22 protein-coding genes and 1 pseudogene are annotated in these 25,698 nt (G+C 61.2%); 9 read left to right on the top strand and 14 right to left on the bottom strand.

What is annotated here, in order from left to right; all coding sequences use genetic code 11:
• The 7 genes and pseudogenes from ACMUVN_RS15825 to ACMUVN_RS15795 form a co-directional block, all read right to left on the bottom strand.
• Nucleotides 1-537: pseudogene (locus ACMUVN_RS15825) on the bottom strand (carbohydrate ABC transporter permease); the annotation flags it as partial.
• Nucleotides 534-1,487, bottom strand: coding sequence for a carbohydrate ABC transporter permease (locus tag ACMUVN_RS15820; protein ID WP_028755623.1), 954 nt, complete (start codon nt 1,485-1,487; stop codon nt 534-536). The gene ACMUVN_RS15820 and the pseudogene ACMUVN_RS15825, both read right to left, overlap by 4 nt.
• A 142-nt stretch (nt 1,488-1,629) precedes the next feature.
• The gene (locus ACMUVN_RS15815; protein WP_414815265.1) at nt 1,630-2,892 is read right to left on the bottom strand and encodes an ABC transporter substrate-binding protein; all 1,263 of its coding nucleotides are present in this window, start codon (nt 2,890-2,892) and stop codon (nt 1,630-1,632) included.
• Between the two features lie 88 nt (nt 2,893-2,980).
• Nucleotides 2,981-4,501 carry an aldehyde dehydrogenase family protein gene (locus ACMUVN_RS15810; RefSeq protein ID WP_414815264.1) on the bottom strand — a complete coding sequence of 507 codons (1,521 nt, stop codon included), beginning with the start codon at nt 4,499-4,501 and terminating at the stop codon, nt 2,981-2,983.
• Nucleotides 4,501-5,280, bottom strand: a complete 780-nt coding sequence (locus ACMUVN_RS15805; RefSeq protein WP_047619901.1) for an enoyl-CoA hydratase/isomerase family protein — start codon at nt 5,278-5,280, stop codon at nt 4,501-4,503. Before ACMUVN_RS15805 ends, ACMUVN_RS15810 begins: the two co-directional genes overlap by 1 nt.
• Nucleotides 5,273-6,886 (bottom strand): acyl CoA:acetate/3-ketoacid CoA transferase, encoded by a 1,614-nt coding sequence (locus ACMUVN_RS15800; RefSeq protein ID WP_414815272.1) that lies wholly within the window; start codon nt 6,884-6,886, stop codon nt 5,273-5,275. The genes ACMUVN_RS15805 and ACMUVN_RS15800 overlap by 8 nt, the downstream gene beginning before the upstream one ends.
• 5 nt (nt 6,887-6,891) lie before the next feature.
• Nucleotides 6,892-7,941 carry a LacI family DNA-binding transcriptional regulator gene (locus ACMUVN_RS15795; RefSeq protein ID WP_047619897.1) on the bottom strand — a complete coding sequence of 350 codons (1,050 nt, stop codon included), beginning with the start codon at nt 7,939-7,941 and terminating at the stop codon, nt 6,892-6,894.
• 553 nt (nt 7,942-8,494) lie between these two features.
• Here ACMUVN_RS15795 and ACMUVN_RS15790 point away from each other — a divergent pair.
• Entirely contained in the window at nt 8,495-8,659 is a 165-nt protein-coding gene (locus ACMUVN_RS15790; protein WP_414815263.1) for a hypothetical protein, read from the top strand.
• Nucleotides 8,660-8,723: 64 nt separating this feature from the next.
• Here the strand turns inward: ACMUVN_RS15790 and ACMUVN_RS15785 are convergent, their stop codons facing one another.
• Together ACMUVN_RS15785 and ACMUVN_RS15780 are read right to left on the bottom strand one after the other, a co-directional pair.
• A complete protein-coding gene (locus ACMUVN_RS15785) occupies nt 8,724-10,115 on the bottom strand; it encodes an amidohydrolase (protein WP_414815262.1) in 1,392 nt (463 codons plus the stop codon).
• Entirely contained in the window at nt 10,112-11,356 is a 1,245-nt protein-coding gene (locus ACMUVN_RS15780; RefSeq protein WP_097596319.1) for an MFS transporter, read from the bottom strand. The genes ACMUVN_RS15785 and ACMUVN_RS15780 overlap by 4 nt, the downstream gene beginning before the upstream one ends.
• A gap of 120 nt (nt 11,357-11,476) precedes the next feature.
• On the opposite strand from ACMUVN_RS15780, the gene ACMUVN_RS15775 reads away from it, so the two are divergent.
• The 3 genes from ACMUVN_RS15775 to ACMUVN_RS15765 all read left to right on the top strand — a co-directional run bounded on the left by ACMUVN_RS15775 (nt 11,477) and on the right by ACMUVN_RS15765 (nt 15,869).
• Nucleotides 11,477-13,489 (top strand): helix-turn-helix domain-containing protein, encoded by a 2,013-nt coding sequence (locus tag ACMUVN_RS15775; protein ID WP_414815261.1) that lies wholly within the window; start codon nt 11,477-11,479, stop codon nt 13,487-13,489.
• 160 nt (nt 13,490-13,649) lie between these two features.
• Nucleotides 13,650-15,182 (top strand): PAS-domain containing protein, encoded by a 1,533-nt coding sequence (locus ACMUVN_RS15770; RefSeq protein ID WP_414815260.1) that lies wholly within the window; start codon nt 13,650-13,652, stop codon nt 15,180-15,182.
• Nucleotides 15,183-15,245: 63 nt separating this feature from the next.
• The gene (locus ACMUVN_RS15765; RefSeq protein WP_047619888.1) at nt 15,246-15,869 is read left to right on the top strand and encodes a carboxymuconolactone decarboxylase family protein; all 624 of its coding nucleotides are present in this window, start codon (nt 15,246-15,248) and stop codon (nt 15,867-15,869) included.
• 50 nt (nt 15,870-15,919) lie between these two features.
• Here the strand turns inward: ACMUVN_RS15765 and ACMUVN_RS15760 are convergent, their stop codons facing one another.
• Both ACMUVN_RS15760 and ACMUVN_RS15755 read right to left on the bottom strand, forming a co-directional pair.
• The gene (locus ACMUVN_RS15760) at nt 15,920-16,963 is read right to left on the bottom strand and encodes an alpha/beta hydrolase (protein ID WP_414815259.1); all 1,044 of its coding nucleotides are present in this window, start codon (nt 16,961-16,963) and stop codon (nt 15,920-15,922) included.
• 92 nt (nt 16,964-17,055) lie between these two features.
• Nucleotides 17,056-17,943, bottom strand: a complete 888-nt coding sequence (locus tag ACMUVN_RS15755) for a LysR family transcriptional regulator (protein ID WP_047619884.1) — start codon at nt 17,941-17,943, stop codon at nt 17,056-17,058.
• Between the two features lie 125 nt (nt 17,944-18,068).
• Here ACMUVN_RS15755 and ACMUVN_RS15750 point away from each other — a divergent pair, with 125 nt between their 5' ends.
• Both ACMUVN_RS15750 and ACMUVN_RS15745 read left to right on the top strand, forming a co-directional pair.
• On the top strand, nt 18,069-18,920 hold the full coding sequence (locus tag ACMUVN_RS15750; protein WP_047619882.1) for an oxidoreductase: 852 nt from the start codon (nt 18,069-18,071) through the stop codon (nt 18,918-18,920).
• Nucleotides 18,921-19,075: 155 nt separating this feature from the next.
• The gene (locus ACMUVN_RS15745; protein ID WP_097545248.1) at nt 19,076-20,080 is read left to right on the top strand and encodes a ketopantoate reductase family protein; all 1,005 of its coding nucleotides are present in this window, start codon (nt 19,076-19,078) and stop codon (nt 20,078-20,080) included.
• A 44-nt stretch (nt 20,081-20,124) separates the two neighbouring features.
• On the opposite strand, the gene ACMUVN_RS15740 is transcribed toward ACMUVN_RS15745, so the two are convergent.
• A complete protein-coding gene (locus ACMUVN_RS15740; RefSeq protein ID WP_097623607.1) occupies nt 20,125-21,072 on the bottom strand; it encodes an alpha/beta fold hydrolase in 948 nt (315 codons plus the stop codon).
• A 185-nt stretch (nt 21,073-21,257) separates the two neighbouring features.
• Between ACMUVN_RS15740 and ACMUVN_RS15735 the strand changes: the two genes are divergently transcribed.
• The 3 genes from ACMUVN_RS15735 to ACMUVN_RS15725 all read left to right on the top strand — a co-directional run bounded on the left by ACMUVN_RS15735 (nt 21,258) and on the right by ACMUVN_RS15725 (nt 22,758).
• The gene (locus tag ACMUVN_RS15735) at nt 21,258-21,416 is read left to right on the top strand and encodes a hypothetical protein (RefSeq protein ID WP_155295777.1); all 159 of its coding nucleotides are present in this window, start codon (nt 21,258-21,260) and stop codon (nt 21,414-21,416) included.
• Nucleotides 21,417-21,517: 101 nt separating this feature from the next.
• Nucleotides 21,518-21,829 carry a DUF1883 domain-containing protein gene (locus ACMUVN_RS15730; protein ID WP_097545249.1) on the top strand — a complete coding sequence of 104 codons (312 nt, stop codon included), beginning with the start codon at nt 21,518-21,520 and terminating at the stop codon, nt 21,827-21,829.
• A 254-nt stretch (nt 21,830-22,083) separates the two neighbouring features.
• The gene (locus tag ACMUVN_RS15725) at nt 22,084-22,758 is read left to right on the top strand and encodes a VIT1/CCC1 transporter family protein (protein WP_097545251.1); all 675 of its coding nucleotides are present in this window, start codon (nt 22,084-22,086) and stop codon (nt 22,756-22,758) included.
• Nucleotides 22,759-22,790: 32 nt separating this feature from the next.
• Here ACMUVN_RS15725 and ACMUVN_RS15720 read toward each other — a convergent pair whose 3' ends face one another.
• Both ACMUVN_RS15720 and ACMUVN_RS15715 read right to left on the bottom strand, forming a co-directional pair.
• Nucleotides 22,791-24,107: a replication-associated recombination protein A gene (locus ACMUVN_RS15720; protein ID WP_063473384.1), complete on the bottom strand. Its 1,317-nt coding sequence runs from the start codon at nt 24,105-24,107 to the stop codon at nt 22,791-22,793.
• Nucleotides 24,104-25,507 (bottom strand): DegQ family serine endoprotease, encoded by a 1,404-nt coding sequence (locus tag ACMUVN_RS15715; protein ID WP_414815258.1) that lies wholly within the window; start codon nt 25,505-25,507, stop codon nt 24,104-24,106. The genes ACMUVN_RS15720 and ACMUVN_RS15715 overlap by 4 nt, the downstream gene beginning before the upstream one ends.
• Nucleotides 25,508-25,698: the final 191 nt, after the last annotated feature.

Genomic DNA, 25,698 nt, shown 5'->3' with positions numbered 1-25,698 from the left:
AAAGCCGGTGGCGTTCTGCAGCGTCATGCCGAAGCGGCCGAGCGAACCGAGGATCGTCGCCATCGGCAACAGCACCGACTGGAACGGAATGAAGCAGGCAAACAGCATCAGTCCGAACACCAGCGTATGGCCGGGAAAGCGCCATTTTGTCAGCACATAACCGTTCAGCGCCCCCATGATGGTGGAGATGGCGACGGCCGGCACCACCATCTTGATCGAGTTCCAGAAGTAGCCCTTGATGCCGGCGCAGGTCAGCCCGACACAGGTCTCGCCCCAGGCCTTGATCCAGGGATCGAAGGTCGGGGATTGCGGCAGCGCCAGCATGTTGCCGTTCTGGATCTCGTCCATGGTCTTGAACGAGGTGGTCAGCATGACGAAGAGCGGCATCAGGTAGAGGATGGCGAAGATCACGAGCAGGCCGTAGATGACGGTGCGGCCGATCCAGCGGCTGTTGCTGTTGTTGTTGTCGTTGCTGCTGTCGCTGGCCTGCGAGAGCGTTGCTGCCGAGGTTACCGTTGAAGAGGTCACGCTGCTCATCGCGCCTTCTCCTTCAGTTCGGAATAGAGATAGGGCACGATGATCGCCGAGATGGTCATCAGCATGATGATGGCGCTGGCCGAGCCGACGGCCATCTCGTTGCGCTTGAAGGTGTATTCATACATGAAGTTGGACGGCAGCCAGGCCGAGCCGCCCGGCCCGCCCGAGGTCAGCGCCACCACCAGGTCATAAGACTTGATCGCCATATGGGCGAGCACGATGAAGGCCGACAGAAAGATCGGCCGCAGCAATGGAATGACGATGCGGCGGTAGAGCTGGAAGGGCGAGGCGCCGTCGATCTGGGCGGCCTTCATGATCTCGCCGTCGATGCCGCGCAGGCCCGCCAGGAACATCGCCATGACGAAGCCCGACGCCTGCCAGACACCGGCGATGACGACGGTGTAGATGACGAAGTCCTTGTTCTTGATCCAGTCGAAGTGGAAGCTCGTCCAGCCGAAGTGGTGCAGCGTCTGTTCCAGGCCGAGGCCGGGATCGAGGAACCATTTCCAGGCAACGCCGGTGACGATGAAGGAGAGCGCCATCGGATAGAGGAAGATCGGCCTGAGCAGCCCCTCGCCGCGGATCTTCTGGTCGAGCAGGATGGCGAGGAAGAGACCGAGCGCCAGGCAGATGCCGACATAGAGGAAGCCGAAGATCGCCATGTTGGTGATCGAGGTATACCAGGAAGACGGCGGATCGCTCTCGAAGGTCCAGCGCCACAGCCGCTGATAGGCGCGTGCGCCGGTCAGGGCATAGGAGGGAAAGGTCTTGGAATTGGTGAAGGAGAGATAGGCCGTCCAGATGATGAAGCCGTAGACGAAGATGATGGTGATGACGAAGCTCGGCGCCAGCACGATCTTCGGCAACGCATCCTGCAGCCGGCCGCGCAACGAGATGCCCGTCGATTGCCGCGGCGTCAGAACCGGATCAGTGGTCGCAACTGTGCTCATGGAATGTCATCTCCTCCCCGTATGATGGCTCCTCGATAATCGTCCGGGCACGATCATCCTGCATGATCGGCCCATATGATCGGCGCGGAGCCTGAAGCTTCCCCGCGGGTCACGCGGGGAAGCATTGTCATCACAAGTGATCTCAGCGGGCGTCGTCGATCGCCTGGACCAGCTGGGTCACGGCCTCGTCGGAGGTCTTGATCTGGCCGTGGACGAACTTCGAGACGACGTCCTTGTAGGCATTGGCAATCGCCGGCGGTGCGCCATAGCCTTGCGCCAGCGAGCCGAACAGCGTGCCGCCTTCATTGGCAGCCTTCAGGTCGGCGATGCCCTTCTTGCCGCAGGCGTCGAAGTCGGTATCGGGAACGTCGGTACGAGCCGGCACCGAACCCTTGACGACGTTGAAGGCCGACTGGAAGCTCTTCGACAGCGTTGCGGTTGCCAGCGCCACCTGCGCCGCCTTGCGGTCGTCAGGGACGTTGAACATGCCGAACATGTCGGAGTTGTAGATCACGCTGCCGTCGGTGCCGGGGAAGCGGTAGCACAGGAAGTCGGTATCCGGCGTCTTCTTGGCGGCGACGAATTCGCCCTTGGCCCAGTCGCCCATCACCTGCACCAGCGCGTCACCCTTGATGACCATGGCGGTGGCGAGGTTCCAGTCGCGGCCGGAGAAGTTCGGATCGACATATTTGACGATCGTCGCCAGATTGTCGAAGGACTTCTTCATCGTCTCGGACTTCAGCGACTCTTCATCGAGGTCGTTGAAGGCCTTCTTGTAGAACTCCGGACCGCCGGTCGACAGCACGATGGAATCGAACATCGTCGCTTCCTGCCAGTTCTGGCCGCCAAGGGCGAGCGGGATGACGCCGGCGGCCTTGGCCTTGTCAAGCAGGGCGATCAGATCGTCAAAGGTCTTCGGCTGGGTGCCGCCGATCTTGTCCATCACCGCCTTGTTGATCCACAGCCAGTTGACCGAGTGGACGTTAACAGGGGCTGCGACCCACTTGCCGTCATAGACCGAGAACTTCTGCAGCGCCGCCGGCACCGACTTGTCCCAGCCTTCCTTCTTCGCCGTCTCCGTCAGGTCGCCCATGACACCGGCCTGGGCATAATCGAGCACGGTATACCCCAGCATCTGCGAGGCTGTCGGATAGGTGCCGGCCGCCACCATCGCCTTCAGCGCCGTCATCGCCGCGTCACCGCCACCGCCGGCCACCGGAACATCCTTCCAGGCAAAACCTTCCTTCGACAGGTCCTGCTTCAGAACGTTCAGCGCCGCTGCCTCACCGCCCGACGTCCACCAGTGCAGCATCTGCACTTCCTTCACGTCGGCTGCGCGTACGGACACGCTACCGCTGGCCAGAGCCAATGCGATCATTGCGGTCGTGGTCAAAAACCTGTTCATCGAAGAACCTCCCAGTTCCAGTTTGGAAGATGCGGGACCCATTCCCGCACCAATCACCCGCCCTCCTCGAGCGTAGTTCGGCCGCCGGCTAAGCCGGCTTTTCCGTCTGCGGCATCCACCAATTGGTGCGTTTGCCGATATGCATGTTCAGCGTCTTGGTCTCCGTGTAGTCTTCGACCGCATGACGGCCGAGCTCGCGGCCGAGGCCGCTTTGCTTGTAACCGCCAAAGGGAAGCTCCGAGGCGCCGTCCATGAAGGTGTTCATCCAGATCGTGCCCGCCCGCACCGACCGCCCGATCGTCAGGCAGGTGTCGAAATCGCGGCTCCAGACACCGGCCGACAGGCCGTAGTCGATGGAATTGGCGATCCTGATGGCTTCGGCTGATGTCTCGAATGTCAGGACCGACAGGACCGGCCCGAAGACTTCCTCACGCGCCACGGCCATATCAGGGGTGACCTCTTCGAGGATCGTCGGCGACATGAACTGCCCCATGCCGAGATCGAGCGTCTCGCCGCCATAAGCGACGCGGGCGCCGCTGCTTCTGGCGCCGGCGACATATCCCGATATCTTCTCCAGATGCTGCGGCGTGATGATGGCGCCGACCTGCGTCGAAGGGTCGAGGGGATCGCCGACCTTCACCGCCTTCGACAATTCGGCAATCCGCCTGACGACATCGGCAGCGATTGATTTATGAAGGACCAGCCGTGAGCCGGCATTGCAGCACTCGCCGGCATTGAAATATGCGCCGAAGACCGCGGCATCGATGAATGCATCAAGATCGGCATCCGGGAATACGATCTGCGGGTTCTTCCCACCCAGCTCCAGCGAAACCTTCTTCAGCGTCTGGGCGGCATTCGCCATGGTCAGCTTGCCGACGCCGGTCGAGCCGGTGAAGGACACCATATCGACGTCAGGATGCGACGTCATGACCGCGCCGACCTCAGGTCCCCGGCCGGTGACAATATTGACGACACCATCGGGAATGCCGGCCTGCTGCAGGATTTCTCCCAGCACGAGCGTCGATCCCGAGGTCAGTTCCGAGGGCTTGACGACGGTGGTGCAGCCGGCGGCCAAGGCAAACGGCAGCTTCTGGCCGACGATCAGGAACGGGAAGTTCCAGGGCGTGATGATCGACACCACGCCGATCGCTTCGCGCAGCACGACCCCCAATGTGCCATCGCCGAGCGTGTTGTAGCTTTCGCCGTGGAGGTCACGTGCGAGCGCTGCCGCGTAGCGCCATATGTCAACGGATCCGGCAATTTCTCCCCGCACCTGCGTGATCGGCTTTCCCGCCTCGATCGCATCGAGAAATGCCAGCTCCTCCGCACGCGTCGCAATCAGATCGGCGGCTTTGAGCAGGATGGCGGAACGTTCGGAAGCGGTCATCCGCGGCCACGGCCCAAGGTCGAAGGCCCTGCGTGCCGCGGCGATCGCCCGCTCGGCGTCCGTGCTGCTGCCCGTCGGGAAGCGGCTGACCACGACACCATGGCTTGGCGCGACACGCTCGATCGGACCGGAGGAGCCTGCCTCCCATTTGCCGTCGATGAGCATCTTGAAATCACGCGCTCTGTGGTTGCTCAGTGCCGTGGGGTTGACGAGGACCGTCATTACCATTCTCCCTTGAACGTTGCCGGGCGCTTCTCGCTGAATGATGCGACGCCCTCCTTCAGATCGCCGGTCTTCGCAGCGAGGATCGAGCCCAGGGCTTCGACCGCGGTTCCGTTGTCTTCGCCGTTCGCCGATGCGATCATCAACTTCGCGATCTCGGTCGCAGCCGGCCCCCTTGCAGCAATCCGCTGCGCATATTCCTTGGCAGCGGCCAGCGCGTTTCCTGTGGGAACAACCGCGTCCACGATCCCGAGAAGGCGTGCCTCCTCGGCGGTGAATATCTCGCCACCCAGGGCCATACGCCGGACGGCCTGCGCCCCGAACCGGCGCACAAGACGCTGCGTCCCGGACCAGCCCGGCACCATGCCAAGGCCGGTCTCCGGCAGGCCGATCTTGATGTGCTGCTCGGCGAGGCGAATGTCCGCGACGCCCGCAAGCTCAAGCCCTCCTCCGAGAGCGTGGCCGTTCAGAGCCGCGACCAACGGCACCCTGAGTGTCGCCAGTCTTTCGAAAATACGGTGGCCGTGGCGAACCCAGAGATGACCGAACTCCTGAGGCAACATTCCGCCCCAGGCCTTGATATCGCCACCGGCGGAAAAGCCCTTTCCTTCGCCCGTGAGAATGGCAGCGCGCACATTGGCGTTCGCCTCCACCTCGTCAGCCGCATCCGCCAGCGCTTTCAGCATGTCCAGGTCGAGCGCGTTCAGCTTCTCCGGACGAGAAATCGTCAGCGTCGCAACATGTCCATCGACGTCAATTCTGACGGATCCGCTAGCCATGGAAGCTGCCCTCCAGCGTGCGTGCCTTTTTTTCTGGAAGCGACAGGCCGATCGCTGCCTCCGCGAAGAGCGCCGCGTCCATGACCTTCAGATCAGGCGCGACGATCAATGGAAACTCCGATTGATCGAGGATGTGGGACTGGAGATCGACGCCAGGGGCAATCTCGGTGAGGACGATGCCATCGCGCGTCAGCTTCATCACGCACCGCTCGGTGACATAGGTGATATCCTGCCCTTGCTCGATCGCGCGCCTACCGCTGAAGGTGACATGTTCGACCTCGTTGACGAGTTTCTTCAACTTGCCTTCCTTCTCGATCAGTAGCGCGCCATCGGCGATCGAAAGCTTCGCTCCGGCGTTGAACATGCCGGAGAAGACGATCTTCTTCGCCCGCGCGGTGATGTCGACGAAGCCTCCGGCGCCAGCCGTCACATGCGGCCGGAAGGAGAGCTTGGAGACATTGACCGAACCGTCTTTGCCGATCTCAAGGAAGGACAGCAGCGAGGCATCGAAGCCTGCGCCCTGGAAATAGGTGAACTGATAGGGAGACGGCATGTAGGCGTCGGCGTTGGAGGCGCAGCCAAAGGCGAAGTCGAGCAGCGGCACGCCGCCGACGGCACCCTGCTCGATCACCCAGGTGACTGCGCCGTGGAGCCCCTCCTCCAGCAGAATGCGCGGCACGTTGGCCGAGATGCCGAAGCCGAGATTGACGCAGCTTCCCGTCTGAAGTTCCTGCGCGACACGGCGCGCGATGACTTTCTGAACATTGAACTCCGGGACGCTGAAACTATCGAGCGGGCGGAAGATCTCCCCCGAAATCGCCGGATCGTACTGCGTCTGCGTCGTCTGCTTCTGCTCCGGATCGACGACCACATAATCGACCAGCATTCCAGGGACACGGACGTCATGCGGCTTCAGCGAGCCTTCCTTGGTGATCCGCTTGACCTGGGCGATGACGATGCCGCCATTGTTGCGGGCGGCCAGGGCCTGATCAAGACCGCCGAGATAGGCGCCTTCATGTTCGTAGGTGAGGTTGCCGCGCTCGTCGGCCGTGGTGGCGCGGATGATGGCGACCTTGGGGACGATCGCCGGAAAAAACAGCCAGTCGTCGCCCTCGAAGCTGACGCGCTTGACCACCGGATGTTCCGACGCCAGGCCGTTCATCGCGCAACCCTGCCGCTCTGGATCGACGAATGTATCGATGCCGACCTTGGTCAGGACGCCTGGCCGCTTGGCGGCGGCTTCACGATGAATGTCGAAAAGAATGCCGGAGGGAATGTTGTAGGCCGGGATCTCGTTGCCGGTGATCATCTGCCAGATCAGCGGCGGCTCTGATGACGACGGGCCGGAGGGATAGGAGCCGCCGATGATGCGCTTGAGCAGCCCTTTCCTGGCGATATAGTCGACGCCCTTGATGCCGCTCATATCGCCGGCAGCGATCGGGTGAAGGGTGGTAATATCCTTGGGATGGCCGGTCGCATCGAAACGTTCGCCGATCGCCTTCAGCATCAGATCCGGGCAGCCGAGACCGCTCGAGGACGACACCGTGACAACAGCGCCATCCGGGATCAGCGCGGCCGCTTCGGTTGGGGTGAGATGCTTCTTCATTGGCATTAGACAGAGTCCTGTTTGATTTTGACGCTCATGCCGGCTCCACAGCTCTCGCGGACGACCAGCCGAACGGCTGTTGTCACCGTCTCCGCCTCGGCCTTGCCCGCGTTGATCTGCTTGAGAAGCATCTGCGCGCCGCGGCGCCCAATGCCTTGCGGATCGACCGAGACCGTTGTCAGCGCCGGAACCGCCGCCTGAGCCTCGATGACGTCGTCGAAACCCACGACCGCGAAGTCGGAGCCGGGCTCCAGACGGCGCGCGCGCAGTCCGTCGCAAACACCGAAGGCGACGGCATCGTTGAAGCAGACGGCCGCCGTCGGTCTGTCGGTAAGAACGAGCGCTTTTCCGATCGCCTCGACCCCGCCGGCGCGCGACGGCGCCGACGAGACGACAAGTTCTTGGTGGTAGTCGAGCCCGGCTGCTTCCATGCCGCTTCGGTAACCGGCAAGGCGGTCGTCGAAGACGGCGGTGTCGGGAAAACCGCCGAGAAAAGCGATGCGCTTGTGACCAAGCCCCGCCAAATGTTTGACCGCCGACATCATGCCGGCCCGGTTGTCGGAGACGATCGACGAGACTTTGGCGCCGGGCAGGTTTCGCACGACGACCACCACCGGGATCCCTGCCGCGACGAGCGGCTTGAAGTCTGCGGCATCGGTGGCGCGCGCCGGCGACACGATGAGCCCCGAAATGCCATGTTCCCGCATCGATGCAACGACCTCGCGCTGCCTGTCGATGCTCTCACTGGTGTTCGACAGGAACTGCACGAATCCGGCCGACTGAACGACCATGTCGACGCCGACTGCCAGCTCCGCAAAGAAGCTGTTCGTCAGATCGTTCACGACGACCCCGATGATCCGCGATTTGGCGCCGGCTTGGCGAAGATTGGCTGCGCCGCGATTGTAGACATAGCCCAGCTCGCGCATCACCGCATTGACCTTGGACCGCGTCCCCTCATTGACCAGGGAAGAGCCCTGAAGCACGAGCGAAACCGTCGATTTGGAGACGCCAGCCGCCTTTGCGATATCGATGACGGTCACCCGTGCCTTCGTCACCTCTTCCTCCGAACACCAAACGTTGATTGATCGTTAAATATTTGGAACGTTCCAATTCTGTCAAGAGGAATCTGAATCTGATGCCATTTATTGGCTATTTTCGGCGTAATGATTTCCTAATTGTCGCAGAATCCTTCATTCTATAATTGGAACGTTCTAAAAGGACGACCCATTACGCGCCATCGTTCGATTTTTTCGACCGATCTAAACACGAGCAATGCGCCGCAATCGGCAGACCTTCTGGGACAAGCCGGAAGGGCTTCTATCTGTGTTAAAAAACTTTGCGACAAACTCAGTGGAGAGCATGGAGACATGAAACTGCGCGCCGAGTTGACCGGCCTGCCGCAACGCGAACAAGCACGGCGCTTGGCAACCGTTGCCGCGGCTTTGGTCGCACACATCGAGCGCATCGAACCCCGACGCGTCCGAAGCCAGGGCCGCCCTGGCGGCAATCCGTATTGGGAGTGGCGATGGACGCCTGACCGGCCGATATTTCTCCGACCTCATTTACAGCGACGATGAGCGCGGGACACTCCGTCGGCTCTCCGAGGCCGTGGGAAAGCCCAGCGAAGACGGCTGGAACGCGCTGACGACGGCGGCCATGTACGTCGCCTGGCTTGTTTACCAGGAGACCGGCGATCCCATGCCGAATGATGTCAACGAGGTCGGAGAGGACAGCCTTGATCTGCTGGAGGAGCAACTAGCCAAACTCGGCTGAAGTCCCCTCGCCGCTCGCTGTTGCTCGTAACTATTCCATGGCTCACATAACCGTCCGCATTTGCCTAGCGGACCTTCATCGGCTTCGTCTCGAGCGGGATGAGAGGCTTGTAGGAAGCGCCTCCGAGTTCCCTGACGTGTTCCTGCTTCGCCTGGACGATCAACTCGCTGTCCTGGAGACATCTGGCGGCGGCGGCGGCCATGACCTTGCCGGCCTGAAGCATTCCCTTATGCGCGTAGGAGGTCTTGCCTTGCGTAACCATCTGCCAGCTATGCGGAGGCGTTCCGTAGGCTGATGTCGCCATGTAGACCTGTCCGGTGGGAACGATCCAGCTGACGTCGCCGACATCGGTCGAACCGTGCAGGAACGTCGGCTTTTCCTGAAACTCGTTGATATGCGCGGAGAGGATCGTTCCGCGCTTCTCGATGCGCGCTTGAACGTCCTTGGGAAAAGTCTTCTGGATCTCCGCCGCGAACGCCTTCTCGCTGTTGGAGAAGGACGCTCCGCCGATCTTGCCGAGTTCCTGGTGAATGACGCCTGCCAGCGTGGCGTTCGGGATCAGGTCGGCAGAGGCTGCATCGAAGGTGATCTCGACCTCCGTTCCGGTCATCAGCGCCGCTCCGCGCGCCACGTCCTTGACCCGTTCGGTAATGTCGCGCACCTGATCCATCAGCGGCGCGCGGACCTTGTAGAGCACTTCGGCTTGCGACTGCACGACATTAGGCGCCTTTCCGCCGGTATCGGTTATCGCATAGTGAATCCTGCCGTCCTGAACGATGTGCTCGCGCAGGAAGTTCGCCCCGACATTCATCAGCTCGACGGCATCGAGCGCGCTTCGTCCGAGATGAGGTTCGAAGCCGGCATGCGCGCTGACGCCACGGAAGGTGAAATAGACCTGGTTCGTCGCCAGCATTCTTGCATGATAGGCGAGGTTTTCATCCCACGGGTGCCAGGTGAAGGCAACGTCGACGCCATCGAACAGTCCCTCACGGGCCATGAAGGCCTTGCCGCCGCCGCCCTCTTCGGCAGGGCAGCCGTAGAAGCGGACCGTACCGGCAAGCCCGAGTTCTTCCTTGCAGGCCTTGAGCGCCATGGCAGCGGCCAGCGAACCGACACCCAGCAGATTATGCCCGCATCCATGGCCGTTGCCGCCGGGGATGATGGGCTTATATCTGACGACCTCGCCCTCCTGGCTGAGATTGGGAAGCGCATCGAACTCGCCCAGGATCGCCACGACGGGCTGTCCCTCGCCGTAGCTTGCGACGAAAGCCGTCTCGATGCCGCCGGCCCGGCGCTCGACGGCAAACCCCTCCGCTTCGAGAAGGTCGGCGAGCAATGCGGCCGACTTGTACTCTTCATAGCGGATTTCGGCGAAAGACCAGATTTCATTGGCTGCCGACTGCAGCCCTTCCGCCTTGTCGGTGAGCACGCGCTCGATGATGTCGATATATGTCATTTCACCAGTCCTGGAATTGCTTGATCGGCGACCAGTTCGTCCTTGCTTCCGGTCGGAAGCGTCGCCGCCACGGCGAAGGTCACGACAGCGCAGCCGATGATCGCCAGGAAGGCTGTCTGATAATTCTGGTCTGTGGCGTGCAGGATGGCCCCGATCGCTGTCGGCGAGACGAAGGATCCGATCTGGGCCAGGGAGTTGATCAGGCCCGTCGCTGTCCCCACCGAGTGGCTGGGGTAATGTTTCATGATCGTCACGAACACGCTGATCGAGATCGCGTTCAGGAAGACGTTTGAAACCGTGAGATAGAAGAAGGCCAACGGGATGGAGGAAGCGTTGGCCATCAGATAGATGAACGCCGCCGACACCAGGGCGCCGATGCAGATGAGATACTTTTCCTTCTTGTGGAAATAGCGGTCGAGCAGCCAGCCGCAGAACAGGAAGGACAGGAAGCCGAGCGTCGGCGGGATTGCCGAATAGGCGCCCATCGACATCATGCTCATGCCCTTGACCTTCACCCAATAGGACGGGAGCCAGGACTGGAGACCCCAAAAGACGATGTTGGTGAAGAAGTAGCAGAGGGCGATCTTCCAGGTCAGTGCGTTCTTGAGCAACGCCGTGATCCGAGCTTTTTCCGACTTTGCCGTTTTCGGGCCGGCGGAGATCGAAGCCGCGCCGGCGACTGGCTTCATGACCAGATAGAGCGCGGTCGCAAGAACCAGTCCGACCAAGCCGAGGGTGACGAACATGACGCGCCAGTTGAAGTAGGCGATCAAGGCCGTGGTTACCAGCGAGCCTACGGCAAAGCCGACCGAGGCTCCCGACTGAATGACCGATTTCGGCCTCGCCATGCTCTCCTTTTTGAAGTTCTCGGTTATGGCGACCGAGCTTCCCGCCGGGAAGACAGCCTCGCCCATTCCGACCAGGACGCGCGACACGGCGAGCCCCATGGCGGAGCTGACGGCGCCGCATGCGACCGTGCCGAGCGACCAGATACCGACTGCGGAGGTCAAGACCGATCGGGTTCCCAGCCGATCGACAAGGTATCCTCCGACGAGCTGCGTCAGAGAATAGGCGAGAAAGAATGCGCTGATGATCATCCCGGACTGTTCGGAAGTCAGGTGGAACTCGTCGACGATCGGAATGATGGCGATGTTGATCGCGGTCTTGTCGAGGAAACCGACGACCCAGCAGACAAACAGCATCGCAACAATGACGTGCCTTCGCTTGATTTGACTAAGCATGGAATGCTCCCCTTTTTTGAGCGTTTATAAAACATGCTTAATATGTGAGCAGTCGCTTTTGGATGTTGAAACACACATCATGCTCGGTTTATTTATGTGAAAAGACACAAGGTTGCCAACATGACGATCATGGACGAAATCGAGGCTTCGCTTTTGCGCCTGCCGGATCGACCTCGCATCAGCTGGCGGCGGGTTACGGGCCGGCCCATGGTTTCGGAGACCGACGCGCCGGAACCTGCGATCGGATTCAGCCATCACCGCGACGGCGACGACGCCATATTGATCGCCGATATTTCCTATTTTGCCGGGGCCATCTGCGAGGTGCGAATACCCGGTGCCCACGCTGAAATCGCCCTTGCGCATCTGCAGGAGATCGTACTCAGCACAGTCATCCGCTTTCAGAACCGCGCCGTCGAGGCCATGAACGCCATCAATCGCAATGTCCTCGACTCCCTCGATCCGAACGAGATCAACGTAAACGCGCTCGAGCAGACGCTGAGCGTGATAGCCGAGAGCGACGCGGGCGTCCTGAGACTTTACGACGAGGCCTCAGGTCTCCTCATTCCGGTGTCACAAGTCGGCTTCGACGACGATTATTACAATTATCGCATCACGCCTCAGGAATCGATCTCCGGCAGCGTCTTCTCGACCGGAACACCCGTCCTGCTGAACTCGGCCGCCGATATCAGAGATGCCCATGCGAATCTGCGTGCGCCAAACGTTCGCTTCCTATCCGAACAGCGTCTCTCTCACAGCCTCATCTGCGTTCCCATCAGGACCGACACGACGACGCTGGGAACGCTGACCGTCATGTCGTTTCGGCAGGGCTCCGCCTATGGCGCATTCAGCGTAGGCCTGCTTGCGGCCGTGGCGACGCAGCTTGCCATCGCCTACAAGAAGTCGCAGGCCTACGAGCAGGCCGTTCGGTCGAATGAAAGCATCAACCGGATGCGGCTGGAGATCGAAAGGCGCAACGCGGAGCTGGCGCGCTCGCTCTCGGCCCATGACGACATCCTGTCCATCTTCACGCACCACCGGCCGCTCGGCGAACATCTGGACGAGATCGCGACCCATTACGGCATCGATTTCCACTATGCCGATATTTTTGGAACGACGTTCGGCTCCAAGGGATGGAAGGAGCCGAAGACGACGAAGGACGTGCCGGCCGCACTCCTCGACGGTGGCCTGCGCCAGCGAGAAAGCATATTCGTGCATCCCGTCCGTGTCGCCGACGACGTCGTCGGAACCTTTCGTTCCGAGCGCGGCGACAATGCAGGCTATTGCGCGGCGATCCTCGGCGTGGTTTCCGCTTTCGTCGCGCTCGAAATTGTCCGCAGCGCCTCACACGACGATATCCTCAACAGCAGGAAACGGAAGCACTTCGAGGTTTTAGGAAAGGATGATCAGGCCACATCGGGTGGCGCCGTCCGGTTCGGCTTCCAGATCAGGAAGTACTGCCAGATCATCTTTATCAGGCATGAGCAAGGGAGCGCCCAGAACCAGAGCCTGTTCCTGCAGAGAGCGCTGCAGCAGGCGTTGAAGGCGGCGACGATCCGCAACCAGCTGTCATTCTATACCGATGAAGGCGTCTTCCTGCTGTTTTGCGCTGCCACCGAGGAGGCCCTGCGGACGAATCTGGCATCCATCGGAGATCAGGCGGTAGCTGAGGGATGGTGCTGCGGGGCGAGCCTCATTCAAAGCGCACCCCATCCTTATCCGGAAGGCGCCGCACAGGCTGTCGAGGCCGCGCATCTCATGAGCATGCGGCATCGGGCGGGCATCCTCATGCACAGCGAGACCGGCATCGACAGACTGCTGCGCAAACAATCCGCGGCTGATATCCTCGAATTCGCCGATCAGATACTCGCTCCCTTCGAGAAGGAAGCAAACGGCGACGCCCTTCTCAGGACCCTGGAAACCTACATCGAGAGCGGAAAATCAGCGTCCAAGGCAGCGGCCTGCCTCGGCATACACACCAACACCCTCTATCAAAGGCTGCAGCGGGCGCAGCTGTTGATGGGCAAGGACATCGACAACAAGGATGACTATCTGTTGCTCAGCCTGGCGTTCCACCTGAAGTCGACCTACGGTTCGCCGCGGCCTGCAGGCGGACCCAAAGCAACTTCCCGCTGAACGCTGGTTCGCCTATCTGAGAAAGATAGAAGAATGCCGGAGAGCCGTATTCCCCCAGCTTTCCGTCGAGGAGTTCCCGCCGACTGACATTAGCGAAACTTTATCGTTTCTGACCAATGCTACGCAGACGTGCAACGCACCAGATCTGAAGCAGGGCCGGATGATGCCACACTCGTTTGAATCCATTCTGGAGAGCCTGCCTCAGGGCATTGTCCTCCTTGATCCTGCCAGCGCGGTAACGGCTTTCAATTCCCGCACTCTTGATATTCTCGGTCTTCCGGAAGGCGCCATCCGCAAGGGAATGGCTATCGACGGATTGCTGGGCGCCGACTGCCGTGCGGTGGCATCCCGGCGATCGGCGATCGGCAAACCGCATACGTCGCAGTTCGCACTTTCCGACGGACGGATGATCTCACTGACCTGCGCGCCATCGAAGGATGGAGGCTGGATCCTCAGCTATGAGGACATCTCGACGCTCATTCGCGTCGAAGACAGCCTGGCCGAACAACATCGCCGGTTCGACGCAGCCCTCAGCAACATGCCGCATGGGCTGTGCATGTTCGATTCGCTCAAGAACCTGATATTGTGCAACCCCTCCTACGCGCGGATGTACAATCTGCCCGACCTGCTGACGCAACCGGGGACGCCACTCGTGGATATCCTGGCCTATCGCAGCCGGGAGGGAAATGGCCCGGCCGATACCGCTACCTATTTTGATGTCGTTTTCGAAGCGACGGCCCGCGGTGCGGTAGCCAGCCAGAACATCGTGCTCACCGATGGGCGGGTTATCAAGATCACCCACAATCCGATGCAAAACGGTGGATACGTCGCCACCCATGAAGACGTCACCAAGACCGTGCGCCTTGCCGAAGAGCTGCGCCGGCATCACGATCAGCTCGAAGCGACGGTGAAGAGCCGCACGGCGGAAGTCGAGCGGCAAGCGCGGGAACTCGAACGCATGCTCACGCAGGAGCGGAACATCAACGAATTGCAGCGGCAGTTCGTGGCGATGGCATCCCATGAATTCAGGACCCCGCTTGCCATCATCGACGCCGCTGCCCAGCGGCTGCTGCGTAAACGAGGGGCGGTCGAACCCGAATTTCTCAGCGACAAGGTCGATCAGATCCGCGCATCGGTGAACCGGATTGTCGATCTCATGGAGAGCATCCTGTCAGCCGGACGCCTCGATACCGGCAAGATCGATATCAGCTACACCGCTTGCGCATTGAGATCATTGATAAGAACCTGTTGCGAGCGGCAGTCGACGATCGCAAAGACGCACAGCTTTGCTTTGGACATAGATGGGCTTCCCGAGTTCATCGATGGCGATCCCCGCACTTTGGCGCAGGTCTTTACCAACCTGCTTTCCAATGCCGTCAAATACGCGCCTGGAACCTCCGAAATTCGCGTCACGGCATGGGCAGAGACAGGAAACGTCAAAGTTTCGGTCAGCGATGACGGCGTGGGGATCGATCCGGAAGACGTGCCCCGGCTGTTCCAGCGCTATTTTCGTGCCCGGACGTCGACCGGGATTGCCGGAACGGGTATCGGCCTCAACCTGGTGAAGCAGATCGTCGAGTTGCACGATGGCTCGATAGAGGTTCGAAGCGCAAAAGGATGCGGGTCGACATTCACCGTAACCCTTCCCATCAAGAGAAGCGGTAACGCTTCCGCGACCAATGACGCGGCCTGACGTTTCAGGATTGCTGTCCGCCATATCTACCCTATCCTTCTCGCAATAGAGGAGGATCACGCCATGGCTTTCATTCACACCCCCAATGCATCCGCCAGCGAGAAGACGACGTCGATGTATGCGTCGGCCGAGGCGAATTATGGATATCTGCCGAACATGTACCGGGCCTTCGGCCACCGGCCGGAGGTGATGGAGAGCTGGGCGGCGCTGCTTTCGAGCATTCGCAGCCATATGAGCCTCAGGCGTTATGAACTGGTGACGCTGGCGGCAGCCAAGGAGCTGAAATCCTCCTATTGCATGCTGGCGCACGGCTCGGTGCTGCTGCGCGAGGGTTTCACCAGCGACGGGCTCACGGCAGTTGTCAACGAGACGGAGAAGGCGCCGATCGATGCCGGCGAACGCGCGATCATGGCCTTTGCCGCCAAAGTGGCGCGCGATGCGACGTCGGTCACCCAGCAGGATATAGACGGGCTGAAAAAACACGGACTGAGCGATGCCGATGTCTTCGACGTCACGGCTGCGGCCGCGGCCCGGTGTTTCTTCTCGAAAATGCTGGATGCGCTGGGCGCTGCACCCGACCACGCCTATATCGAGCGGCTGGAGCCGAATGTGCGAAAGACACTCAGCGTCGGCCGGGAGGTGGAGCGGCCTCTGGCGCCCTCACCGTCTCGTGGCACATCGCAATGATGCGATGACCGAGGGCGCCTGCTCCTGCGGCCCCCTGTTCCCCTGCGGCCCTACTCCTGTGGTTTGTCCGCAAAATGCCGGATCGCAAATTCGGCGATGTTCTGGCTCGATCGGTCGGCATCGTCGAGCAGCGAGGGAAACAGCTGCCATTGATGCGGCATTCCCGGCCAGACCTCGGTGGTGACGTCCACTCCCGCTTGGCGCGCCTTGTCGGCGAGCCGCAGCGTATCGTCCAGCAGGACTTCGCCGGAACCGACCTGCAGCAGCAGCGGCGGAAAGCCGGTCATGTCGGCATAGAACGGCGAGGCCTGAGGATCGGTCGGAGACCGGGTGCGGAGATAGGTCTTGCGCAAGGTCTCGATCCAGTCCTTGCCGACCAGCGGATCGCTTTCGGCATTCGATGTCATCGATCCGCCCGTCGCGGCAAGATCGGTAATGGGGCTGAGCGCAATCACAGCCGCCGGCAACGGCTTTGCGACCTGCATCTGCCGCAGCACCGTCTCGATCGCGATATTGCCGCCGGCGCCGTCTCCGGCGACGATGATGTTCTCGCTCCGATAGCCGTTGTCGAGAAGCCAGCGATAGGCGGTCAGCGCGTCGTTGATCTGCGCGGGATAGCCATATTCAGGCATCAGCCGATAATCGACGAGAAGAACGTCGCTCGATGCGGCCTTGGCGAGCGAGCCGGCAATCAGGCTGTGCGTGCGGATGGAGCCGCTGGAAAAGCCGCCGCCATGGATATAGAGGATCACCCTTTGGCCGATCGGGTGATGAAGTCGGGCGGGCCACATCAGTTCGGCATCGACGCCGTCGGCATCGACCTGCCGGACCTGGATGCGCGTCGGTCCCGGCGTCGTCTCCATCAGCGTTCTGAAGGCCGTCCGCCGCTGCTGCAGGCTGTCGGCGCCGGCAAAGTGTTTCTTCCAAAGGCTGACGAGTTTTTCGACCTGCTCACGCGAGGCCTGGCTTTGCGGCCCAATGTCCTGCGCAGACACGCCGGATGCCAGCAACGCCATCGCAGTAAGCGCAGGCAACAGACATCCGAGCCGCCTTGCGAGCCTTCGATTACCGGCAGACAAAATCCGATTGTTCATCAACCTCTCCCGATGATGCGGGTCACGGCAGCATCATTGGCCAGTTCGCCCATGGGAGTCAAAAGGGTGACGGATGCCAATCCCGACCTTTTTTACTCCGCTCTTATCGCGTCGATAACAGCCCTGAAACCCGCCGACATATGGCGGCGGCTCGGATAGTAGAGATAGAGCGGTTCCTCCGGCTGACACCAGTCGTCCAGCACCTGGATCAGTTCGCCGCCGGCGACCGCCTTCTCCACGCGCGGCTCCCAGATATAGGCAAGGCCAACACCGCTAAGTGCTGCCTGCATCATCAGCTCGTGATCGTCGAGCGACAGCGGCCCGGTCGGCTGAAAGCTCACGGTCTGGCCATCCTTCTCGAACTCCCAGGCATAGCGCGCACCTGATGGAAACATGTTCTGGATGCAGAGATGGCGCTTGAGCTCATGCGGTGTCGCCGGTTTCGGCCGGGTCTCGAAATAGGCGGGCGAACCGACGACGACCAGGCGGATGCGCGGCTTGATGCGCAGCGCGATCATGCCCTCGGTGACGCGCTCGCCGAAGCGGATGCCGGCATCAAACCCCTCCTCGACGATATCGACCAGCCTGTCTGTCGCGTTGATCTCCAGCTGCAAATTGGGGTTCTTTGTCAACAGCGGACCGATGATGCGGCCGATGACGAAGGGGCCGATCGAATTCGGCACGTTGATCCGCACCTTGCCGAAGGGCGTGTCTCGGTAGCGGTTCAGCGCATCGAGCGCTGCCGCCATCTCGCCGAAGGCCGGGTCAAGATGCGAGATCAACAGTTCGCCGGCCTCCGTCAGCGAGACGCTGCGCGTCGTGCGGTTGAGCAGGCGGATGCCGATCCGGTCTTCGAGATTGAGCACGGCATGGCTGACCGCGGACGCAGTGACGCCCCGCTCCTCGCCTGCCTTGCGAAAGCTCTTGTGCCGCGCGACGGCGGCGAAAGCCGCGAGTTCGGACAGTTCGGTGGCGCGCATTGCTGAAATAAGCTCATCATAGTTTCAAGAATAACAAATCTTATACAGCAACGAATTTTCAGTCAAATTCACCTCGTCGGCACAGAGATGCCACCGCCAACCGAATAGTTCGAAAGGAATTCGTCATGAAAGTCTGGTTCATCACTGGTGCATCCCGCGGCTTCGGCGCGCTGATGACCAAAGAAGCCCTCGCATCAGGCGATGCCGTCATCGCCACCGCCCGCAACCCGAAGACCGTGACCGAGCAGTTGGGCGACCACCCGAACCTGCTTGCCGTCGCCCTCGACGTCACCAACGAGGCGCAGGCGAAAGAGGCTGCGGCTGCCGGCATCGCCCGCTTCGGCCGCATCGATATTCTCGCCAACAATGCCGGCTACGGCCTGCTTGGCGCTGTCGAGGAAGCCACGGCCGAAGAGATCGAGAGGCTCTATGCCACCAACGTCTTCGGTCTGCTGAAGGTGACGCGCGCAGTGCTGCCCCATATGCGCCGCCAGCGCTCCGGCCACATCCTGAACTTTTCCTCAATTGGCGGTTATTTCGGCTATCCCGGCTGGGGCGTCTACGGCTCGACGAAGTTCGCCGTCGAAGGCTTGTCCGAATCGATGGCCGCCGAACTCGAACCTTTCGGCATCAAGGTGACGATCGTCGAGCCTGGCTTCTTCCGCACCGACTTCCTCGCCGACACGTCGCTGGCGGTCAGCCCGGCCTCCATCGCCGATTACGAAGGCACGCCGGCCGGCAACATGCGCAGCTTCGCTGTTGATGCCAACCATACCCAGCCCGGCGATCCCGCCAAGCTTGCCGCCGGCATCATGACGCTCGCCAATTCGCCCAATCCGCCGCTGCGCATGCCGTTCGGCAGCGATACGGTGGCCGTCATCGAGGATCAGCACGCCAGCGTCGAAAAGGAACTTGCCGCCTGGCGCCAGCTCGCTTTGTCCACGGATTTTCCAAGCGAGGCAACGGGCTCGGCCTGAAGACCAAGGTGGGGCAGCCGTTGCCTCCCGAATCTCCGGGATGCGGCGGCTGCGCGCCGTGAGTGCAGGAAAGTGCAGCATGCGGCAAATTAGCGTTCGCCTCGCGTATGGAATGGCCTAGATCTAGGTTCGATCACCACCATGAAGAGGCGAGCATGTCCATCAAGTCCATCTGCATCTATGGCGCCGGGGCGCTCGGCGGCGCTATCGCCGTCAAGCTTGCAAGCCACGCCGAAAACGACGCCATCATCTCCGTCGTCGTGCGTGGAGCCCATCTCGACGCCATCCGCGACAATGGTCTCAGCCTGCGCGAAGCCGGTGCGGAAAGGCCGCTCAATGTCCGCCTCACCGCAACCGACGATCCCAGGACATTGCCGCCGCAGGATCTCGTCATCACCGGCCTCAAGGGGCATCAGCTGGCACCCGCTGCCGAAGGTATTGCAGGCCTCCTCAAGGAAGGCACCCGCGTCGTCATGATCCTCAACGGCATTCCGTGGTGGTATTTTCACCGCGATATCCAGAGCCGGCATGCCGAGCTGCAGTTCGACGAGCTCGATCCCGGCGGCAGGCTTTGGCGACTGATCGGGCCGGAACGGGTGATCGGCTGCGTCGCTTATCAAGGGGCAGAGGTCATCTATCCCGGCGAGATCCAGCTTGCCAACAACGGCCGCTTCGTGCTCGGCGAGCCCTCAGGCGAGATGTCGGCCGATCTCAAGGCGATCGCCGCGGTGCTGACCGACGCCGGCCTCAACATCACGACGACGGCTGTTATCCGTGACGAGATCTGGAGCAAGTTGATGGGCAATACCGCCTTCAACCCGATCAGCGCGCTGACCAGGGCGCTGATGACCGACATCATGGCGGATCCGGCACTTTCGACCACAGTCGGCAAGGTGATGAACGAGGTCCGCGCCGTCGGCGAGGCCTTGGGCGCGCGTTTCAGCATGACCGTCGAGCAGCGGCTCGAGCAATCGCGCCATATCGGCGCCGTGCGCACATCGATGCTGCAGGATCTGATCGGCGGCAAGGCGCTCGAAATCACGCCGCTGGTCGGCATGGTGGTGGCGCTCGGACGCCTGAGTGCCGTTCCGACCCCAGTCTCGGAAACGATCCTGGCGCTGGTGACACAATTGGATCGGGAAAACCAGCGCGACCGCTGACTGCGGAGAAAAAGAAAGGCCGGGAGAAACCCGGCCGCCTTGACTTACTTTCCGACCTGCTCGGCCCAATTCGGCGCCTTGCCGCCGCCATCGAGGAAGGTCATTGCCATATTCGCCATGAGGGGAGAGGCGAAGGTCTCGTAATGGGTGAGATCGGGCAGGATCGCCAGCCGGTTCTTCGACATGTTTTCCCGCATCCAGCCCGCATCGCGCAGACCGCCGCCGAGCTTGTGATAGAAGTCGACCATATGCTCGGGGCGGATCATGTCGGCATCGCCATAGATCAGCATGACCGGCATGGTGAGCTTCGCGACCGCATCGCTGTAGTCGGCGGGTTCACGCATCAGCGCGCCCATGGCGTCGAGCAGCTTCGGAAATTCAGAAACATCAGGCGCCACCGCCTTGTAGGAGAGGAACATCGGCGTGTCCTTCATCATCTCGGCCATGCCGGCGCCGACGGCCGCCTGCTGCGGCAGCATCTCCGGGAAGAAGCCGTTCTGCGCATAGGGTGCAGAGAGTATCACCAGCCGGCGCACCTGGTCGGGCGCGTTCGCCGCCATGTTCAGCGCCACCCCGCCGCCAAAGGAATAACCGAAGACGTCGAGTTTGTCGTAACCGAGCTGCTTCACCAGGATCGCGAGATCGGCGCCGATCGCCGGAAGCTCGATCGGCCGCTTGCCGAGCGGCGTGCGGCCATGGCCCTGCAGGTCGACGGCGATCACCTGGCGGTGGTCGGTGAAGATGGGCATGACCGGCGCGAACATCTCGATCTGCCCGAGGCCGCCGTGAAGGAGCAGCAACGGTTCGCCCTCCCCGCGGATCTCGTAGTAATAATCGATGCCGTTGACCGGCACGCTTCCCTTCCTGACCATCGGCGCTACGGCCTTATTGTCCTCGATGACAGGCCTTCCACTTTCAGCACCTGACATATCGGGTGCGGCCAGGAATGCGGCAGCCGTTGCGATCATCGAAATCAGCGTCATCTTCGACATGTCCTTGCTCCCATGTTTGCTTCGATATCGCAAGGACGGCGGCGATCATGCGTTTCCGACACCGCGCTTCGAAATTTCTGCCATCGGCCTTTATGCCATTTCTATATTTTCGCCCCTCTCTCCGAATGGATTTCCTATCGCAAGCGGCAGTAGCCTTTCGCCATCACTGCAAAGGTCAAAAAGCCATGCGAAATCTCATGTCCTCCGGTTTCCGGCCTCTTCGCCCCTACAGGATCACGCGCGGCAGCCGGCAGATGCGCGAGAGGCGCACCGCCCAGGCGTTCATCGTCTTCGGCGTGGTGCTCGCCTGTGTCGAGCTCTACGTCATTTTCGGCTGGCTCTGAGGCGGAGCGCGAAGACGTGAGCTGAAAGGCCAATTCCAACTTTTCCTTAACCGGCATGCTGGTAAAATCCTGGCGCAGAGACTTCAGACGCCGCGAGACCGATGCCGAAACCGAATTTCCGCTTCACCCATTACGATCTCAAGGAACAACGCGCCGGATCGATCATCGAGGTGTCGTTGAATGCGGTGAACAATGTCCGGCTGATGACGTCACCGAATTTTCAGCGGTTCACCGAGGTTCTCGATTTCAAATATATCGGCGGCGTAGCGCGCAAATCGCCGATCAGGATCGCCGTGCCGGAAAGCGGCCACTGGCATGTCGTCGTCGACATGGAGGGCCATCACGGGCTTGCGGAATCCGCCGTCAAGGTGATCGCGGCGCCCGCAAATCAGAAGATGCCGCGGCCCTCCTGAATTTTACAGCACCCACGCATCTTTCGGACGCGCAAAAGCAAGCGCTGAAGCTGCTCTGTCGAAAAACCGTGATCACGAGACGCCCAATCCTGCCGATCGTTGATTGCGATCAATGAATCAGACCGCGACGTCGGTCACAGTTCTGTGGTCGCGAGGCTTACCCCGCGCCGCCAGTTGCAAGTCGGCTCCTCATTCATGCTCTGCTAGAGAGTGAGGAACAGCGGGCCATGATCTTCATCACCTGGGGGCAGTCCATGACTTCGAGCCCGATCGGTCGTATCACCAATATCATCGATCCCGGCGATGCGCTCGGTGAGGTCCTTTTCGGATTGATCATGGCGCTAACATTTACGGTAGGTTCAAGGCTCGTTTTTGAGGATGAAGGGTTAGATGTCCACGAGTTGATCGTCGCAACAATCGGATGCAACGTCGCTTGGGGGATCATTGATGCCGTGTTGTTCATTCTGGGTACGACGTTTTACAAGAGCAGACGGCTGCGCCTTTTTCGGCAAATTAAAGCCGCCAGAAGCGAAGCTGCGGCGCTTGAGATGCTCGCGAAAGAATTCCCGATCGAAGAAGCACCGTTTTCTGCAAAGGCCGGGGACGCGGACACGCTCTATCGATCACTCCTGACGCTTGCATCTCGGGCCGATCCTGTGACGGTGTCCCTATCGAAAGGTGATCTCTGTGCCGCCATCGCGGTCTTCTTTCTGGTCTCCATCACCTCCATTCCGGCAGTGACCCCTTTCCTTCTCATCGACAGCGCGCACTTAGCTCTGAGAGTCAGCAACCTGTTTCTCATCATGCTGCTGTTTGTGACGGGCTATGCGTGGGCGAGATTTTCGGGAGGCAGGCCTTTTCGCGCAGGGATGACGATGACTTCTCTCGGGTTGCTTCTGGTTGCAATAGCGATCGCTCTTGGCGGGTGAGCCCCTTCGCCAACCCAACAGGCATAAACCCGTCAGCGCGGATTGCGCTCCTTGCGAAGTTTCGCCCACCATTCCAGCCGCTTGCGGATGTCGCGCTCGAAACCGCGCTCCGGCGGATCGTAGAAGGTCTGGCGGCCCATCTTCTCCGGGAAATAATCTTGACCGGAAAAGGCATCCGGCTCGTCGTGATCGTAACGATAGCCCTCGCCGTAACCTTCGCCCTTCATCAGCTTGGTCGGCGCATTGAGGATATGTTTCGGCGGCAGCAGCGAACCGTTCTGTTTTGCCGCCTGGCTGGCCGCCTTGAAGGCGGTGTAGACGGCATTCGACTTCGGCGCGGTGGCGAGATAGATGCAGGCTTGCGCCAGCGCCAGTTCGCCTTCCGGCGAGCCGAGATAATCGTAGGCATCCTTGGCGGCATTGCAGATCACCAGCGCCTGCGGATCGGCAAGACCGATATCCTCCACCGCCATGCGCACCAGCCGCCGGCCGAGATAGAGCGGGTCTTCGCCGGCATCGAACATGCGGGCGAGATAATAGAGCGCGGCATCGGGATCCGAGCCGCGCACGGATTTATGCAGCGCCGAGATCAGATTGTAGTGCCCGTCCTGCGCCTTGTCGTAGACTGGGGCACGGCGCTGGACGATGCGCGTCAGGCCCTCGGTATCGAAGCTCTCGCCCTCGCGCGCGGCGCGCCAGACCTCTTCGGCGAGCGTCAGCACCGCCCGGCCATCACCGTCGGCCATGCGGATCAGGCTGGCGCGCGCCTCCTCGGTCAGCGGCAGCGGCTTCTGCTCGATCGCCTCGGCGCGCTTCAGCAGTTCCTCCAGGCTCTCCTCGTCATGCGACTTGAAGGTGAGGACACGGGCCCGCGACAAGAGAGCGGCGTTGAGCTCGAAGGACGGGTTCTCGGTGGTGGCGCCGACGAGGATGACGGTGCCGTCCTCCATGACCGGCAGGAAACTGTCCTGCTGGGCACGATTGAAACGATGGATCTCATCGACGAAGAGCAGCGTCTGACGGCCGTCCATGCGCCGCAGGCGGGCTGTCTCGAACACCTTCTTCAGATCGGCGACGCCGGAAAAGATCGCCGATATCTGCTCGAAGGCCAGCCCGGCCTCGCCCGAAAGCAGCCGCGCCACCGTCGTCTTGCCGGTGCCTGGCGGCCCCCAAAAGATCATCGAGCCGAGCGAGCCGCTTTCGATCATCCTTTTCAGCACGCCATCCTCACCGGTCAGGTGTTCCTGACCGGTGACATCGGCAAGCGTCTTCGGCCGCAGCCGGTCGGCAAGCGGCCGCCTGGCGGCGACCTCCTCCGGAACACGCGGCGCGAAGAGATCGTTGCTCATCGGAAAAACTGCCGGATGCGCTGGCCGTCGCGCTCGATTTCCACTCGCCAGAGGCCGGGGTCGCTATCGGCGATCTCGGACAGTTCGCTGGTCGACTTCACATCCGTGCCGTTGATCGAGACGATGATATCCTTCGGCTCGAAGCCCAAACGGGCGGCAGGCGAAGCCTCTTTCACCTCGGAGACGACGACGCCTGCCGATTCCGGCGGCATGCGCAACTCGTCGGCAACCCGCGGCGACAGGTTCTCGACGACGGCGCCGGTAAACGGCGTGTGGCCGCCGATCGTGCGCTGGTCGCGCGGCGAGGTCTCCGGGGCGCGGTCGAGCGTCAGCGGCAATTGCTCCTCGCGGCCGTTCTCGACGACGGTGAGCTTGACCGATTTGCCGAGACCGGCCGTCGTCAGCCGGTAGAGCAGTGCATCGGGATGTTCGACAGAAATGCCGTCGACGGCGGTGACGATTTCCCCGGCCTTCAGCCCGGCCTTGGCCGCCGGCCCGCCTTCCGAGACCTTGACGACGAGCGCGCCGCGCGCCTTGTTCAGCCCGAGCGCTTCAGCCACCTCAGAGGTCACGGCATCGAAACTGGCGCCGACATAGGGCCGCTCGAAGGATTTGACGCCGGCATCGGCCGAGGCGAGGAAGACCTTGACGAGATTGGCGGGGATGGCGAAGCCGATACCGTTCGAGCCGCCGCCGCGGGAGAAGATCGCCGTATTGATGCCGATCAGCTCGCCCTTCATGTTCATCAAGGCGCCGCCGGAATTGCCGGGATTGATCGAGGCATCGGTCTGGATGAAGAAGCCGAACTCGTTCCTGACCACCTGGTTGCGGGCCAGTGCCGAGACGATACCGCTCGTCACCGTCTGGCCGACGCCGAAGGGGTTGCCGATCGCCAGCACGAGATCGCCGACCTCGACCGAATCGGAATTGCCGATCGGCAATGTCGGGAAGCTTTCCTTGGTATCGATCCTCAGGACGGCAAGATCGACGCGGTCGTCGCGCAGCACCACCTTGCAAGGGAATTCGCGGCCATCCGACAGCGCGATCTTGATGTCGTCGGCGCCTTCGACGACGTGATTGTTGGTGACGACAGTGCCGTTCGCCTCAACGATGACGCCGGAACCAAGCGAGGACTGCTTTTCCGAACGGTTCGGCATCTGCTGGCCGAAAAACTGCTCGAAGAAAGGATCGCCGGCAAAGGGCGACTGCCGCTGGACGATCTTTTCCGCATAGACATTGACGACGGCGCCTGACGTTTGTTTGACGAGCGGCGCGAAGGAGAGCTGCATCTGCATCTGGCTCTCGGGGACGGTCTTTGCAGTCTGCGCATCGGCCGCGGCCGGCAGAATGAGCATGAGAGCGAAGAGCGAGACGGACGCGCGCTTGAACAGGCCTTGCATGGGTATCCCTTTTGAATCCTCTTGAGGAACGTTTTAGAGCATGATGCCGAAAAATGTGAGCGGTTTTCGGACGACATCATGCTCTAACTATTTAATTGCGAACAGGATTCAGATTTTAGGCCGGCCGGCCTAAAATCGTCCCGTTCTGCGGCCCGACGCTAGAAAGGAAAGAGGGCGGAAGCATGGAAGAA

Source organism: Rhizobium sp. IY2 (assembly GCF_047532935.1).
Taxonomy (GTDB): domain Bacteria; phylum Pseudomonadota; class Alphaproteobacteria; order Rhizobiales; family Rhizobiaceae; genus Rhizobium; species Rhizobium anhuiense.
The sequence above is the reverse complement of the archived record's forward strand: the minus strand, read 5'-3'. Positions and strand labels throughout refer to the sequence as shown.